Origin of the sequence: Streptomyces vilmorinianum (assembly GCF_005517195.1) — a bacterium.
Lineage (GTDB): Bacteria > Actinomycetota > Actinomycetes > Streptomycetales > Streptomycetaceae > Streptomyces > Streptomyces vilmorinianum.
This window is the reverse complement of record NZ_CP040244.1, coordinates 3,680,857-3,695,694: the sequence shown is the minus strand read 5'-3', so window position 1 is coordinate 3,695,694 and position 14,838 is coordinate 3,680,857. Positions and strand designations below refer to the sequence as shown.

Annotated in this window: 17 protein-coding genes and 1 pseudogene; 7 read left to right on the top strand and 11 right to left on the bottom strand. The window is 71.3% G+C overall.

Translation table 11 applies throughout. The features are described from left to right. Positions 1 to 185 precede the first annotated feature (185 nt). A pseudogene (locus tag FDM97_RS17465) lies at positions 186 to 689 on the top strand (class I SAM-dependent methyltransferase). Here the strand turns inward: FDM97_RS17465 and FDM97_RS17460 are convergent. The 4 genes from FDM97_RS17460 to FDM97_RS17445 form a co-directional block, all read right to left on the bottom strand. Further along, complete coding sequence (locus tag FDM97_RS17460; protein WP_137991338.1) at positions 686 to 1,315, bottom strand: class I SAM-dependent methyltransferase; 630 nt, start codon at positions 1,313 to 1,315, stop codon at positions 686 to 688. The pseudogene FDM97_RS17465 and the gene FDM97_RS17460 overlap by 4 nt on opposite strands. A 218-nt stretch (positions 1,316 to 1,533) precedes the next feature. Then, positions 1,534 to 2,040, bottom strand: a complete 507-nt coding sequence (locus FDM97_RS17455; RefSeq protein ID WP_137991337.1) for a hypothetical protein — start codon at positions 2,038 to 2,040, stop codon at positions 1,534 to 1,536. A 129-nt stretch (positions 2,041 to 2,169) separates the two neighbouring features. Continuing rightward, positions 2,170 to 2,991 (bottom strand): hypothetical protein, encoded by an 822-nt coding sequence (locus FDM97_RS17450; RefSeq protein ID WP_137991336.1) that lies wholly within the window; start codon positions 2,989 to 2,991, stop codon positions 2,170 to 2,172. Between the two features lie 295 nt (positions 2,992 to 3,286). Next, positions 3,287 to 3,559, bottom strand: a complete 273-nt coding sequence (locus FDM97_RS17445; protein WP_137991335.1) for a hypothetical protein — start codon at positions 3,557 to 3,559, stop codon at positions 3,287 to 3,289. Between the two features lie 208 nt (positions 3,560 to 3,767). Here FDM97_RS17445 and FDM97_RS17440 point away from each other — a divergent pair, with 208 nt between their 5' ends. The 3 genes from FDM97_RS17440 to FDM97_RS17430 all read left to right on the top strand — a co-directional run bounded on the left by FDM97_RS17440 (position 3,768) and on the right by FDM97_RS17430 (position 5,840). Next, the gene (locus tag FDM97_RS17440; RefSeq protein WP_137991334.1) at positions 3,768 to 4,208 is read left to right on the top strand and encodes an OsmC family protein; all 441 of its coding nucleotides are present in this window, start codon (positions 3,768 to 3,770) and stop codon (positions 4,206 to 4,208) included. Between the two features lie 227 nt (positions 4,209 to 4,435). Continuing rightward, on the top strand, positions 4,436 to 5,203 hold the full coding sequence (locus FDM97_RS17435; protein ID WP_137991333.1) for a metallophosphoesterase: 768 nt from the start codon (positions 4,436 to 4,438) through the stop codon (positions 5,201 to 5,203). Positions 5,204 to 5,279: 76 nt separating this feature from the next. After that, positions 5,280 to 5,840, top strand: a complete 561-nt coding sequence (locus FDM97_RS17430; protein ID WP_137991332.1) for a DJ-1/PfpI/YhbO family deglycase/protease — start codon at positions 5,280 to 5,282, stop codon at positions 5,838 to 5,840. Positions 5,841 to 5,885: 45 nt separating this feature from the next. Here the strand turns inward: FDM97_RS17430 and FDM97_RS17425 are convergent, their stop codons facing one another. After that, a complete protein-coding gene (locus FDM97_RS17425) occupies positions 5,886 to 7,355 on the bottom strand; it encodes a carboxylesterase/lipase family protein (protein ID WP_137991331.1) in 1,470 nt (489 codons plus the stop codon). Positions 7,356 to 7,551: 196 nt separating this feature from the next. Between FDM97_RS17425 and FDM97_RS17420 the strand changes: the two genes are divergently transcribed. Further along, positions 7,552 to 7,911 (top strand): hypothetical protein, encoded by a 360-nt coding sequence (locus FDM97_RS17420; protein WP_254705630.1) that lies wholly within the window; start codon positions 7,552 to 7,554, stop codon positions 7,909 to 7,911. 27 nt (positions 7,912 to 7,938) lie between these two features. Here FDM97_RS17420 and FDM97_RS17415 read toward each other — a convergent pair whose 3' ends face one another. From FDM97_RS17415 to FDM97_RS17395, 5 genes are all read right to left on the bottom strand, one after another. Beyond that, positions 7,939 to 8,328 (bottom strand): nuclear transport factor 2 family protein, encoded by a 390-nt coding sequence (locus tag FDM97_RS17415; RefSeq protein WP_284440313.1) that lies wholly within the window; start codon positions 8,326 to 8,328, stop codon positions 7,939 to 7,941. A 32-nt stretch (positions 8,329 to 8,360) separates the two neighbouring features. Further along, complete coding sequence (locus FDM97_RS17410) at positions 8,361 to 8,891, bottom strand: GNAT family N-acetyltransferase (RefSeq protein WP_137991330.1); 531 nt, start codon at positions 8,889 to 8,891, stop codon at positions 8,361 to 8,363. 70 nt (positions 8,892 to 8,961) lie between these two features. Continuing rightward, the gene (locus tag FDM97_RS17405; RefSeq protein WP_137991329.1) at positions 8,962 to 9,477 is read right to left on the bottom strand and encodes a DinB family protein; all 516 of its coding nucleotides are present in this window, start codon (positions 9,475 to 9,477) and stop codon (positions 8,962 to 8,964) included. A gap of 153 nt (positions 9,478 to 9,630) precedes the next feature. Beyond that, positions 9,631 to 10,926, bottom strand: coding sequence for an FG-GAP repeat domain-containing protein (locus FDM97_RS17400; RefSeq protein WP_137991328.1), 1,296 nt, complete (start codon positions 10,924 to 10,926; stop codon positions 9,631 to 9,633). A gap of 177 nt (positions 10,927 to 11,103) precedes the next feature. Continuing rightward, positions 11,104 to 12,054: an RNA-binding protein gene (locus FDM97_RS17395; RefSeq protein WP_175439150.1), complete on the bottom strand. Its 951-nt coding sequence runs from the start codon at positions 12,052 to 12,054 to the stop codon at positions 11,104 to 11,106. 239 nt (positions 12,055 to 12,293) lie between these two features. Between FDM97_RS17395 and FDM97_RS17390 the strand changes: the two genes are divergently transcribed. Both FDM97_RS17390 and FDM97_RS17385 read left to right on the top strand, forming a co-directional pair. Next, positions 12,294 to 13,124, top strand: a complete 831-nt coding sequence (locus FDM97_RS17390; RefSeq protein WP_137994867.1) for a hypothetical protein — start codon at positions 12,294 to 12,296, stop codon at positions 13,122 to 13,124. A 205-nt stretch (positions 13,125 to 13,329) separates the two neighbouring features. Next, a complete protein-coding gene (locus FDM97_RS17385; protein WP_137991326.1) occupies positions 13,330 to 13,545 on the top strand; it encodes a DUF6243 family protein in 216 nt (71 codons plus the stop codon). Between the two features lie 670 nt (positions 13,546 to 14,215). Here FDM97_RS17385 and FDM97_RS17380 read toward each other — a convergent pair. Continuing rightward, positions 14,216 to 14,587, bottom strand: a complete 372-nt coding sequence (locus FDM97_RS17380) for a cupin domain-containing protein (RefSeq protein ID WP_137991325.1) — start codon at positions 14,585 to 14,587, stop codon at positions 14,216 to 14,218. Positions 14,588 to 14,838: the final 251 nt, after the last annotated feature.

Sequence of the window (14,838 nt, the reverse complement as noted above, 5' to 3'; positions counted from 1 at the left end):
CCACGAAGTCGGAAGGATCATCGCGCACTTGGCGGCGCACGGGTCACGGAAACGGCACAGGATTCACTCCGGGCACGCCAAGCCCTCACGACACGGCGGGCGGAACCGGCCAATAGCCGTACAGGTCCGGCAGTTGCTCGCTCGCGCGACAGGTCGCCGCAGCGGAGGCTGCGCGGGCCCGCGCGATGCTCGCCGCCTTCGCCGAGGAGGTCGCGGCCGCCGGGCTGGGGCCGGTGGGAGACCTGGGCTGCGGGACCGGGCGTGTGACGGCCCACCTGCGCGGGCTGGGGGCGGACGTCTTCGGTGTGGACCTGTCGCCGGGGATGATCGCGGTGGCCCGGGAGGCGTACCCGGGGCTGCGCTTCGACGTGGGTTCGATGGCGGCCCTCGACCTTGCCTGACGGGTCGCTCGGCGGCGTGCTGTCCCGGTACTCGACCGTCCGCGCGCCGGAGGAGGAACTCACCGCCTTCTTCCGCGAGTTCCACCGGACCTGGCCCCGGGCGGCCTCCTCCTGATCGCCTTCAAGTCCGGCGACGAGCAGGTGCGGCTGGAACAGGCGTACGGCCATGAGGTCTCCCTCGACGTCCACCGCCGGCCGCCCCACCACGTCGCCGACCTGCTGACCGAGGCCGGCCTCGTCGAGACCGCCCGCCTGGTGCGCGTGGGTCAGGCCACGGGCACGCCCTAGGGGCGGCGGACCAGCAAGTGTGCGTCGAGGAAGCCCCGCTCGGAAGCCGGGTCGTGGATCAGCCGAGCGACCGTGACGAGTCCGGCCCCGGCCAGCAACTCGGCGAACCGGTCCACCGGCCAGCTGTAGGCGGGCGTCACCTTGTGATCGAAGCGGACCGGCTCCGGTCCCTCGGTCGCGAAGAACGAGACCAGGAGCAGACCCCTCGGCGCCAGGACACGCACCTGTTCGGCGAGCAGCGCGGGCAACTCCCCAGGCGGGGTATGGATCATCGAGTAGTGGGCCAGCACTCCGCCGAGCGCGCGGTCCTCGACCGGCAGGGCCTCCATTCGCGCCTCGTCGAACCGCAGCGCCGGATGGGCCCGCCGGGCGTGGTCGACCATGGCCGGGGAGAGGTCGAGCCCGAAGGCGTCCAGCCCCAGGTCGTGCAGCATGGCCGTCAGATGTCCGGGCCCGCACCCGACATCGGCTGCCCGCAGGTTCCCCGTCTCGCGCACCAACTCGGCGAAGGTGCCGACCATAGCCCGCGCGAACGGCCGCGTCTCCAGCCGATCGGCGAACATCGACGCATAGAGCTCGACGATCCCGTCGTAGGCCGCCCTGGTCTCGTCCCGGTGTTCCACCACGGGGAAGAAACTAACACCCGCGCCGCTCGCAACCGTTCTCCGGCCCCATACCGCCCGAACGGCTCGATGGAGTGCTGGGGGCGACTGGTCCGGGAAGCGGAGGGCCGGGACGGCGGGCCGAGCGCGCGTGCGTGCTGGATGCCCATAACGTCAAGACCTCCGCCGTCTCGTCCATGACGATGAACCCCGTACTGGCGTCACACCTCACTCCAAAGGCTTCAGTGGAGCGGGTGGGACTGCTGATTCCGATCAGGCGGGGCGAAGCTCAGCCCGTTCTCGTCGAGAGCATTGAAGACGGTCACCCGACTCGTCGCGAAGACGAAGCTGACCTCGACGTTTCCCTGTGCCAGATCCCTGCCGGTCCACTCGAGCAGGTCGACCCCTCTGAGGGACAGGCCCCGCAGAGCTGATAGTCCGAGAAGAGGCTCAGCACGCCACTGCAGGTCGAAGCCGGACCACCGGACCGGGTCACCGGGGTCGATCGTGTTCCACGTGAGGGAGAGATCGTCGAACTTCTGATGATTGATCTCGACCTGCTCCCCCTCGAAGTCGAACAGGACCGGGCAGTCGCAGAACCACTCGTCGTCCTGACGGTCCCAGACCATCCAGACTCTCGTCAGAGTGCGGCCGGCGAGACCAGACAGGCGATGCCCGTGCTCCCGCACGACGTCACTGCGGCGGTTCAACCACGATGGTTGGTAGCCCGCGATGCCGAAATCGAACATGGCGTCATCGTGTCAGAGCTGACTCACGTCAGCTTGACGCAGCCCGTGCGACAGCCCGACCGATCACTCCCCAAACACCCCCACTCAGACAAAACCCTGTTTCGCGGCACATTGTTCACAGCTCAGGGCTCAGGGCTGGGCCAGGCGCTGGAACATCGCGATGATCTCTGCCTCGTTCGCGATCAGGGGCCGGGTGTCGAAGTACAGCTCCCACTCGCCCGCCGGGCCGAAACGCTCGACGATCCCGAACGGAACCCTCACGCCCTTCGGGCTGGTGACGGTGCCGTGCCATTCCACGTAGGTGTTCGTCCGGCCGAACGCGACCTGGCCCGCCTTCAGCCGGAGGTCGGCGTGGTCGAAGAGCCGGCGGAGGTACGCCGCCTTGCCGCCGTCGGTCTCCAGCGGCGCGTCGAGTCCGGGCGCGGTCAGGGCGCCGTTGCCCGCACCCTGGGTGAGGGCGTCGACGTCCTCGCCGTTCCAGGCCGCCAGGCGGGCCGTGATGTCCTCGGCGCGGAAGGGCTGGGGCTGGGCGCCCGTACCGCCGTCGGCCGCGGGGCCGGTGTCGGCGATGCCCTCGAAGAGGTTGCGCAGCTCCGGGGCGGCCGAGCGGAAGACGGTGTACCGGTCGTAGTAGCGCCGGGCCTGGATCGTCTTGCCGTCGTCGGAGAGGACGTCGCGGGCGATCTGCGGGTAGGAGACCCGCTGCCCCTTGACGGTGACCTCGTTCCACTGGCCGAACATCACCACGGCGCTGTCCGCGACGACTTCCGTGCCTCGGTACCGCAGGTCGGGAGCGAGGCGCAGCGATCGCACGATGGAGTTCCCGATCGTGTCGTGGCCGCGCTGCGGTTCTCCGTCGGCCTCCCAGAGGGTGGCCCCCGGGTCGAAGATGTCGAGGTAGGCGGCGACCCGCGGGTGTCCCGTCTGGCCGTGTCCCGTACGTCCGCGCACGCGACCGTCGCCGGTTCCGTCCCCCGGCCCTGGTCCGGGTTCGGGTTCGGGTTCGCCGTCCCGAGTGCCATGCCCGAGACTCCGGACACCACCGCCATCGCGACGGCTCCCGCACGCCCCAGCTTCTTCGTACCGCGCATCATCGACCTCGACCCCTCGCGACAAGAACAGGAACACCGTGACAACAGGCCCTGCGGGGCGCTTGTCCCGCGCTCCCGGCCTGTGACGACAAACCTGCCCGGACACGCTCACAAGATCGATTACCTGCGAGGTAATGCGGGGTCCGGAGAAACCGTCACCGCGCCCGCGGAGCGAGCAACTCCCGCTTCCTGCCCGCCTGTACACCCCGGCCCTCGCGCGTCGGGCGCACCGCGCGGAGCTGGCAGCGGGACAGCCTCGCGCGCTGGCCGCCGCTGGTGATGAGGGCGTTCACCGACGTCATCGGGTCGGCGCCGACGCTCCTGGCCAGCAGCATGCCGACGACGAGCGGGAGCAGCGCCACGGCCAGGGCGGAGCCGGTGGTCGTGACGTGCTGGATACGGCTGTTGCGCCGGGCGTCCGAGGTCATGGACGTATTCCATCAGCGGGCGGCGGGCCGGGCATGGGACGACGTACTCAGTCCCGCCGTACGCTGCTACTCAGTTCGGGGCTGCCCAACCCTCCCGGCGCGCCCGCTTGGCGGGCCGGGCCCGGTGGGGTTGCGTGGGCGCTCGACCGCACCGCACCGCACTGCATCGCACCCACACCGCACCCCACACCGAGGAGCCCCCGCCGCCATGGCCGACTACCGCATCGAGACCGTACGCACCGGCTACCGCAACTGGACCGCCCGCAACGACCGGGGCGCGGAGGTGCGCATGGCGGCGGCGGACGACGCGGACGCGCAGCCCTCGTTCACTCCGGTCGAGCTTCTGCTCGCGGCGATGGGGGGCTGTGGCGGTCTGGTCGTGGACCGGACGGCCCGCGCGGTCGAGCACGACGATCTGCGGATCGTGGTGGAGTCGGTCTCGGGGCCGGAGGACGAGGGCCGAGTGGGCCGGATCAGGGTCAGTTACGAGTTCGAGCTGCCCGAGAGCAACCCGCGCGCGGCAGAGGTCTTCGCGCGCGGAGTACGGCTGACCCACGAGAAGTTCTGCACGGTGAGCCGGACGGTCGAGCACGGCGCCGCGGTGGAGGCGGTGCTCCCGGACGGGACGGTCGGCTTCCAGGCCGGCTGAGCAGCCGCTGCCCTGCGACTGCCCGGCGACTGCCCGGCGGCCGACCGGCGACTGCCCGGCGGCCGACCCGGGACCGGCGCTGCGCCGCGCCGCCACCGTCCGGGCCACCGGTGGCGAGGTGGCCCGCGCGAGGGCCGGGCGCCACCGGTACGTTCGCGTCGGAGGGGGCGCGGAGGCCCGTCGTCCCGTGGTTCGCGCAGCCTTGCGCCGAAGAGGGGTTCACCGCCGTGATCGTGATCGCGCACCTCAGCGACATCCACATCGACAGTTCGCCACGCAGCGCGGAACGCACCAGGTCCGTGATGGCCTATCTGGAATCGATCGACGCCGGCCGCCTGGACGCGGTCGTGGTGACCGGTGACATCGCCGACCACGGTCTGGAGTCGGAGTACGTACGCGTACGGGAACTGCTGCGGACCCGGCACCCGCTGCTGGTCTGCCCGGGCAACCACGACCGGCGGGACGTCTTCCGCGAGGTGCTTCTCGGCGCGCCCCCGGAGCGGGCCGGCGCCCCGGTGAACCAGGTGCTGCGCGCCGACGGGTTCGTGCTGGCCCTCGGCGACTCGTCGGTGCCGGGCAAGGACGAAGGGTTCCTGGAGGAGGAGACCCTCGCATGGCTGGAGGGCGTCCTCGACGACACCCCCGAAGGCGTACCGGTCCTGGTCGGCTTCCACCACCCGCCGACCGCGCTGCACATCCCGTTCGTCGACGGCATCCGTCAGTTCGGCGAGCACCGGCTCGCCGAACTGACCGGGCGCCGGCCCGGCATCGTCGGGTTCCTCTGCGGGCACGCGCACACGGCGGCCGCCACCAGCTTCGCGGGGCGCCCGCTGCTGGTCGCGCCCGGCGTGATCTCGACCAGCAAGCTCCCCTGGGAGCCGTACGGCGGCCCGAGCCAGCATGTGTACCGGGACGAGATGGCGCCGTCGCTCGCCTTCCACGTCCTGGACGACGAGGGCCGGCTCACCACCCATTACCGGAGCGTCCCCGTTTAGCGGCGCGCGGCGGCGGTGACTCGCGGGGGTGTGGCCGATTCGCGGCCGGCACACGGGAGGCAGGCGGGAGGCAGCCGTGTCCCTCGACGGAAAGCACGTCCTCGTCCTCACGACGAACTACGGCACGGAACAGGACGAGCTGCGGAAACCGGTGGCGGCTCTGCGCGAGGCGGGCGCCCGGGTCACCGTGGCCGCGCGGAAGGCCGAGCCCATCGTGACGCTCGTATCGGACCGGCGTCCGGGTGAGGTCGTACGGCCCGACACGACGTACGGCGAGGTGTCACCGGACCGGTTCGACGCGGTCGTCGTGCCGGGCGGCACCGTCAACGCCGACCGGCTCCGGGTGGACACGACGGCGCAGCGGCTGCTCGCGGCGTTCGCCGAGGCCGGCAAGCCGGTGGCCGCGATCTGCCACGGACCGTGGCTGCTCATCGACAGCGGGCTCGTCGCGGGCAAGGAGGTCACCTCGTACCCCTCGGTCCGGACCGATCTGACGAACGCGGGCGGGACGTGGGTGGACCGGGCCGTCGTGGTCGACGCGTCCGGCGCGTTCCCGCTGATCACCTCGCGCAGACCGTCCGATGTCGGGCCCTTCTCGGAGGCGATCGCCGAGGCACTCGGCGGTTCCGCGTCCTGAGGTGGCCCGCGCCGGCGCCGGGCCCGGATGCCCGCCCGGCGCCGATCAGCTGAGCCAGATCTCGCGGACCTGGCGCAGCGGGTCCCGTTCGACGCGCGGCTCGGTGTCCCAGACCATCGTGGCGCGGTCGGCGCCGGTGTAGCGCGGCCAGGACTCGCCCGGGTCGAGGTCCCGTACGAAGGAGACCCAGGCACGGTGCATCGCGTCGGCCAGGGCGCGGGGCGGCGCGTCCCCCGCGGCGGCCGTGACCCCTTCGGCGTCCAGGAGGTCGAAGGCGTACGGCAGGTCCAGGCAGTGGAAGGCCATCCGGGCGACAGGCGACTCCCACGCGAACTCGTAGAGCCAGGTGGGCCGTTCGCGTGCGGCGCGAGCATCGGCGACGGCCAGTGACGGCGCGCGGAAGGTGGCGTCGGTCAGCGCCTGGCCGAACAGGAGGTCCGGGCCGCCGGGCGCGTACGCGGCGGTGAAGGCGTCGACCCGGTCCGGGGCCAGACCCATGCCGCCGAGGAGGGCCGGCAGGGGCGGGCCGTCGGGCCCCGGTGCGGGGACGGCGTTGAATTCGTGCGCGGTGAAGCCCAGCATCAACGGGACGTCGGCGCCGGCCTCACCGTCCGTCAGCGCCTCGAGGACGGGGTCCGGGATCAGCTCGCCGTCGGCGAAGGGCGCCAGGGAGAGCAGCGGCGGCAGCCCCTCGCGGTCCGGACCCGGCGCGCCCAACCGGTCCTGGAGGTCGAGGAGTTCGTCGTCGCTCAGGTCCCGCAGCGCGGCGGCGGCCGCGGGTACGCCGGTACGGGCGGTGAACAGGCGGGCGACGGCGCGGGCGACCTCCGGGCCGTCCGGGCGCATCACCGCGCCGGAGGCGGAGAGGGCGCCGCGGAACAGGCCACGGGCGGCGGGTACGGCGAGCAGCGTCTGCACGGCGCCGCCGCCCGCCGACTGGCCGGCGACGGTGACCTTGGCCGGGTCGCCGCCGAAGCGGGCGATGTTGTCGCGGACCCAGGTGAGGGCGGCGATCCAGTCGAGGACGCCACGGTTGTCGGGGGCGCCGTCGAGGTGGAGGAAGCCCTCTATGCCGAGCCGGTAGCCGAGGGAGACCAGGACGACGCCGTCGCGGTTGAAGGCGGACCCGTCGTACCAGGGACTGGCCGCAGACCCGGCCACGTAGCCGCCGCCGTGGATCCACACGAGGACGGGCAGGCCGGCGCCGGTGGCGGTGTCGGTGTCGGTGTCGGTGTCGGTGTCGGGGGTGAAGACGTTGAGGTTGAGGACGCCGGCGCCCGGGATGGAGGGCTCGGGGATGGTGGTGACCTCGGCGAAGGGGCGTCGCTGGGCGGTCGGCCCGTACGAGGTGGCGTCGAGGACCTCGGTCCAGGGCTCCGGCGGGACGGGCGCCGCGAAGCGGAGGTCGCCGACCGGCGGCTGCGCGTAGGGGATGCCGAGGAAGCGCAGACTGCCGTCGCCACGGCGCTCGCCGCGGACCGGGCCGCGGGTGGTGGTGACGGTGGTGCGGGCCATGGCGGGCTCCTGAGGGGTCGCGTGCGCTCGGCGGCTGAACGCCCCCAGCGTCCGGCCGGAGATCCACCGGCGTCAACGCCTGGACATGCAAAGTGACACGTGTCACCTATCACCTCTTCGGACTCGGATGGACCGGCAACGGGTGGGTACGGATACGGCGTACGAGGGGCTCGCCGGGAGGGGGCGCGGGGTGGGCGTGAGCGCGGAGACGGTGGCCGAGGTCCTGGTGATGGCCGCGGGGGTGGCACTCATGGCGACGGGTACCGTCCGGAAGGGACGGGCGCTGCGGCCGCTGTCCGCCCCTCGGGCGCGTGCGGCGAGCGAGCGCCACCACACCCGCTTGCTGCGGCGTGCGGCCGGACTGGCCATCGCGGCGGCGCGGCGGGCCGCCGGCGACGGGGAGCCGGTCGTCGTCACCGTCGAGGACGTGATGCGGGTGGCCGACGAGCACTTCGGGCACACCGTGGTCGACCGGCCGGGTGCGGCGGCCGCGCTGCGCCACGCGTACGAGCGGGGCGCCTGCGCCGCGGACTGCGTGACGGACGCGTACGGCTGAGCGCGGGGTGAGGGGACCGTGCCGCTCCTACGGCTGGGGCGGCACCGGGGTCGCCTGGTGGTAGTACATGCGCCAGCCCGAGCCGTCGGGGTGGCGGCGCCACAGGGAGCTGCGGCGGGCGTGCAGGCCGTCGATCCGCGTCTCGTAGGTGAGGTGGACGAGGCCAGGCGCCAGGACGGTGCCGGCCATCGCGGAGGGTTCGTAGCGCGGGCCGTCCTCCGCTCCGCCGGGCAGTTCGGGCAGGGCGGCGAGCATCTCCTCGTACGTCCACCGGCGGCCGGACGCGCCGACCTCGACGAAGTCCGGGTCGAGGAGCTCGCGGGCCTGCGCACGCGAGGAGCGGACCGAGGGTTCCATGAGCCGCAGTTCCGCAGCGACGGCCTGGGCGACCTCGTCCGCCGCGCCGCTCTCCCCCAAGCCGCCCTCCGCCGCGCCGCTCTCCCCCGCGCTCACAGGGTGATCCAGTAGCGCCGCTTGAGGCCGAGCTCGGTCTCGCGCGTGTCCTCCAGGACGCCCCCGTTGCGCTCGATGGCGCGCGCGGAGGCGAGGTTGTCCTCGTCGCAGGTCACCAGGACCCGGTCGAGCCCCAGGGCCCGGGCCTCGGGGAGGACCGCTCCCAGCGCCCAGGTCGCGAGACCACGCCGGCGGGCGGAGGGCCGGATGCTGTACCCGATGTGCCCTCCGGCGCGCAGCAGGAAGTCGTTGAGCTCGTGGCGGAGGTCGATCGCGCCCGCGTACGCGCCGTCGTCGACGATCCACCAGTGCGTGGCGTGCACCCAGCCCTCCGCCAACGGCCGCGTCCGGTCGGACTGTTCGCGCAGCCGTCGCACCCAGGAGGCGAAGACCTCGGGGCTGGCGAAGGCGTTCTCCTCGGCGAGCCGCATGCCGGCGCCGTCCTGGTGGTCGCCGGGGGTCCACTCGGCGTGTGCCGCGAGCCAGGAGGAGTGAAGTCGTTCGGTGGGGGCGATCAGTTCGGGCATGCGGGCGACGATAACAGGCCAACAGCCCTGCTGATCAGGCCTTTCCCCGAGGCTGTCAGGGCCGTGTCGGCTATTCGCCGGTGACGCCGTCGATGCGTTCGCGCAGCAGGTCCGCGTGCCCGTTGTGGCGGGCGTACTCCTCGATCATGTGGGCGAGGACATAGCGCAGCGAGTACGTGTCCTCGCCGAGGTGCCCGCAGTCGTCGAGGGAGTCGGCCGCGTCCACGACGGCGCGGGCGCGGGCGCATTCCTCGCGCCAGATCGTGAACGCCTCCTCGACGCCGGACTCGTCGAGGCCGTCGACCTCGAAGTCCGCCCACTCCGTCGAGCCGGGCGCGGTCCAGGGACTCCGACTCCGCTCCCCGTTGATCACATTGCGGAACCAGCCACGCTCCACCTCGGCCGCGTGCCGCACCAGGCCCACGAGGGAGAGCCCCGAGGGCGCCACCGCCCTGCTCTTGAGCTGCTCGGGAGTGAGCCCGGCACACTTCATCTCCAGCGTCTCGCGCTGGAACTGGAGCATGGCGGTGAGCGTGGCGCGCTCGTCGGCGGTCCGGGGAGGCTGAACGCGGTGATCGTGGGTCATGGGCGCCATCGTGCCAGCGGGCGCCGACCACGGGCACCGCGTTTTCCAGGGGCCGTCGCAGCCCGATGAAGATGCTTTGACGACTGAACCGCTGAGCCTCGGGAACTGGGCCTCTCTTTAGGATCTCGCCCGGAGTAACCCGAGCCGTGGTCCTCAGCCGAAACGGAACCGCTGGTGGTCGCCGTCTCCGCCCGGCCACTGGACCAGGGCGGAGCCGTTCTCGGTACTCTCGCCCTCAGGCAATGTGGTCGTACCCGTGGCCGGGTAGTGCAGCCAGGCTTGCTGGGCGCGGGCGAAGGGGGCGCGCCAGTCGCCGGTGGCCCGGTAGAGGTACTCCGAGTCCGCAGCGAAGCCGACGAGATCGGGGCGGACGTCCTTGGTGACGTCACCGACGCCGACAAGGCTGGTGTACGTGTTCCAGCCGCCACCGATCTTCGTGCGTGGGGCGAATGTGCCGTCACCCTTGCCCAGGTACTGCCAGAGCAAGCCGTACTTGTCACGGGCGACCACGTCACCGGCCGCGCCGCCCGCGATGTTCCCGACGGCGGTCAGTTCGTTGTAGATACCCCAGCCCATACCGATCTTCTTCCGGGCGGAGTAGGGCTTGGCGGCGTTCCCCGTGCCGGGGTAGAGCCACAGACCGCCGTACTTGTCGGTGGCGATCACGTCCGCACGGCCGTCGTTCGTCAGATCGCTGCCGGCCTCGATCTTGTCGTAGATCTGCCAGCCTGTCCCGACCTTGATCCGGGTGGCGAAGCCGCTCAGGCCGTTGCCCTGGTACAGCCACAGCACACCGGACCGGTCGCGGGCCAGGAGATCACCGACCTCCGTCCCGCCGAGGTTGCCCGTCGCCTCGATGCGGTCGTAGATCTGCCAGCCCCGGCCGATCTGCCGGCGGGAGGCCAAGCTCAGCGACCCGTCGTAGGAGGAGGTGTCGACCCGCCACAACACGCCCTCAGAGTCCCGCTGGAGCACATCGAGCGAGCCGTTGTCGTTGAAGTCGTGCGGTGCGGTCTTGCGGACGACCTTGAAGGAGCCGGAGGCCGTGAAGTCGAGGGGGACGCCGTCGACCGACTCGGCCGTGATCGTCCAGGTGTAGTCGCCGTTCGGGGCATAGCCGGTCACCACGTCGTGAGCATCCCAGGCAAAGCTGAATGTGCGCGGGTGCTCCGCGCTGCCAAGAAGGTGCTTGGTCGTGATACCGGTCCGCGTATGGCGGAGGACCACGGTGGCCCAGCCGTCCTGTGAGAGTTCCCAGTCCATCCAGACCAGCTGCCCCCGATGGCCCCCTGGTCCGTACCCCGCGAGCCCCATCGCCCGGAACCAACTGGTCAGCGGCTCGACCGGACGCATCGTGGCATCGAGCAGGATCGGGGTGCCCCGGGGGAGTCGGCGCCGCTCGAAGAGCTCGCTCAGCTCTATATAGCTCCGACCCGCGACCGCACCCACCTTCCAGACCGGCGCCGGTACGCGAAGAACAATTGCACAAGACGCCGAGAGCGGCCCCATCATCCGACATTCCGTTCAACGGACGAACGGCCGAAGAGGAAACCGCCGCAGCAAGGTTCGGGACGCAGACGCCGGGGCAGTCGAGCTGTCGTCTGTGGCCACCCGGCGTGAACCGGGTCACCACCGGGCGCGCAGCACGCCGTCGCTGTCGGGCAGGGCGGCGCAAAGAAGCGGGGGGCGTTCGTCGAGGCACATGGGCAGGGTGCATGCCGCCCGGGCGCCGGCCATCAGGGTGGCGAGCTCTTGGTACTCGGTGTCGTCGACGATCGCATGTCTGATCGTCCCGTCCTGTGCCTCCCAGACGAACTCCGCGGATCCCTCCTCTGGCAGCGTCGCGAGGACCGCGCCGACATCGGGGTTCAGGTCGGGCCAGACGGTCAACAGGGCGCGCGGGCTGAGACCGGTACGCACCGCGTCGAGGTTCTCCGGCGTGAGGCGGTGGAAGCGTGCAGCGTTGCGGACGTAGCCCTCCTCCAGGAGCACAGCCTTCCGTGAGGCCAGCGCCGTGCGCACGCGCGCCCAGAACCCCTCGTCGGCCGCCTCCGTCACGTCCGGTTCCTGCAGCTCCGCCGCGTAGGGGGAGGTCGTCATCGGTTCCGGGAAGAGGCCGAGTTCCCGTGTACGGGCCACGGCGTCCGCGCAGAGCCGGTCGCTGCCCACATACACGTACTGGTCCCACCCGACATGCACGGTGAACACGTCCCCCGCCTCCAGGCGACACCAGGCACCGTGGTCGCGGAGCATGGCCCGAACCAGCTCCAGAGCGACCGGAAGGGAGACCTCGGCCCCGTCGTGGTAGCCGGCGAGGTCGGGCGGGAAGAGCCCGCCGAGGCCATGCCCCCCATCCGACGGCTCCACGCCGAAGTGGACGAAACCGGCGACTGCGGGCTCGCGGATCTCCAGCCGATCGATGGCCGAGGCCTCCGCGAAGGCGGCGATGGCCGCGAGGTACGCGGCTTCGACGGGCCCTTGGTCACTGACCGCCTCCTCGGCACCGGTGTAGTGGCCGTGTTCGTCACGGTCGGCGGGGTCGTACTTGGCGATCCGGTGGACGAAGGACGGCGGCACCTTGCTCCCTGCGCGGTCGGAAGGGGTGCCAGCGTAATTCCCCGGTTCCATTCCAGACGGAGAGGCCCCCTCCGACGGCGCGACGGCTTCACAGCTCAGGAGAGCAAGCCGAAGCAGCCCGCCCTGCCGGCCGCCCGGCAGCGGGGGTGTGACTTGGCGCTCTAGTTGGCCCAACCGGTCAGATACGCGCTCAGTAGTCGGTGGAGCCGATCCACAGCGTCCCGTACGGTCGGTCCGTGATGATCAGATCGGGCGAGCCCCGCAGGCTCGGCGGCCCTGCCCCAGAGGCGCGGTTGCACTTCGAGACGGAGCCGCAGGAGCCCGGGGGCAGACTCGGGCGCAGGTTGCTCGTGGTCGACGGGGAACCCGCCTTCGAACTCAGCTACTGGTGCGGTACATGCCCGTTCCTGTTCCGCCGACTGGAGACTGCGCGGCAGACGTTGTCGCTGGACGGAGTGCAGGATCGACTCACCGGCGCGCTGGCCGATCCGGGCGATGAGGGCGTGATCGATGCGTTCGGCGCGCTGCTCCCGGAAGGCGAGTACCTCCCGGTGCTGCTGCGGGTGGAGCCTCGTCTAGTCATCCCTGGCAGGGAAGGCGACTACTTCAGCGGTGAGCAGGTGACCACGTGGGGACTCGACCAGTTCTGGGGCCTGCCGGAGTACCCGCATACGCCTTACTACCGGACCTTCGAGACCGCAGTCGACGCGTCCGCTCACCTCTATGAGTTCGTCGTGCCCATGGTTCCCCCGACGTGGAATGCGAGGGAGCGCGTCGAGGAGTACATCGAACTCATGAGCAGGGGAACGGTCCCGACGGCCGTGGCGGTCTCAACGCTGGACGTCTGCGAACCCGCCATCGACATGTCGGCCGACTACTACAAGCACTGGGGCCTAACCCACTTCCTCCTCGACGGCCACCACAAGCTGGAGGCCGCGGCCACAGCCGGCCGCCCGGTGCAAATCCTCTCGCTTCTGGCCCTGGGCGAGAGCCTGGCCGAACCCGACGACTGCGCCCGGCTGCCTGCTCTGCGCACTCAACTCCGCTCGGCCCGGTCGACCGGTACCTGAGCCAGTGCCGCTGAGGCTAACGCCCAGCTCAGGCCAAAGGTTGGCGCGCGGGGCCGACGGAACCGGGTAACGTCTTTGTCATGTTCTTCCAGACGCCGATTTACGAGTGAGAGCGTGACGGGCCCCCGCTGACGTCCTTCGACGTCGCCGCCCGTCCCCCACCGATGAATCCGTAGATCACTTCACATCATTACCGGGAGAACCCGTGACCGACAGCAAGAACATCAACAATCCCGTGGGCCAGGGCGGTGGCCAGCGCAAGAAGCTGTCCCGCGCCGAACGGCAGAACAACGGTCCGCACCGCAACCTCGACCGCAAGGGTGCAGCCGACCGTAAGGCGGAGCTGGTGCGCAAGATGCGCGAGAAGGCACGCGCAGCTGAGGACGCCGCGCAGGCGAGCGACGACACCGCACAGAGCTGACGCACCGCCGCCGCAGGGCGGCATCGCTCGGGGCAGGGTCCGGACCGCGACGCGCGGTCCGGACCCTGCTGCCGTATCGGGCGCGGCCGGTCCCGCTCAGCTCTCCGCCGACGGCAGGCGATGGCCTCAAGAGTGCGACGGTGAACGGTGATCGGCCCACGGCCGCCCACGAACCGGATCAGCGGCTCGATCCGGCACCACCGCCGGTCGTCCGCCCCGGTGGGTGCTCTTCGGCTTCGCGGGCGGAGAGCGGGCCCAGCGGCCAGGCTGCACGGTGTCGCGCGGGCGCGGCTCCTCAGCACCGGCCATCGGCTCGTCTTCTTGATCACGCGTAGGCAGACCCGCCTGCGGCGGGCCGGACGCAGGCGCCTGCGTGCCTCCCACCCGGCCTCGGTGAAGGAGCGGCCGAGCTTGGCGGTGGTCGCTCCGAGCTGAGAAGGGATGCTGCGGTGTCCGCGGCTGGACGGGCGAGCGCCGCTGTGTGGGTGAACCGGCGGATTGCGTGGTGGACGGCGAGGTGGGCCGATAGTTCTTGCCGGATACCCTCCGGTGTGCGCGACCAGCACGGCGGCCTGGGATCCGCACCTGCTTGGCCCGCGCCCCGCCCCGTCACACGCGGGGCAACGATCTCCGCAGCTCACAGGAGCAACTGCATGGGCCGCCGGTGCGGTCAGGTGCCCTTGCGTACGGCGTAGTCGCCGAAACCTACCCAGTCCAGGGCCACGCAGGGCTCGTCGCCGATGACCTCGGCATCGTGGCCTGGTTCGACGGCCATGAAGTCGCCCGGGCCCACTTCTGCCGTCTCGCCGTCGTCCATGACGATCCTCATCCGGCCACTGACGACATAGCCGACGTGGGAGGCCTGGCAGCTCTCCGTGCCGGCGATCGGCTTGACGTGCTTGGACCACTGCCAGCCCGGCTCGAACACGGCCCGGCCGACCGAGCCGCGGTCCGTGTTCACCAGGTCCAGCCTGCCCTTACCGCCCTCGAAGGGACGGGTCTCATCTGCGGAGTCGAAGTTTCTGGACACGATTCCGGCCATGATTGTCCGCCTCCCGGCGGTGTGACGTGACAGCCCCGAGTCCACTTCCAGGCTACGCCGAACGGCCCGCACCGCACGCCCAGTTGCCGAGGGTGACGGATTTTCGGCGTTGCCCCGCGGGGCGATCAAGGGTTAGCGTGTTTCGTATGACTGCCGGGTCGGCCATGGGCCGTGATCGAGTAAGGCACCCGGCCTTGGCGTGACCGCCGCCGGGCGGGCGCGAGGCCCGCCTTGGTCGTCTTCCGCGCGTG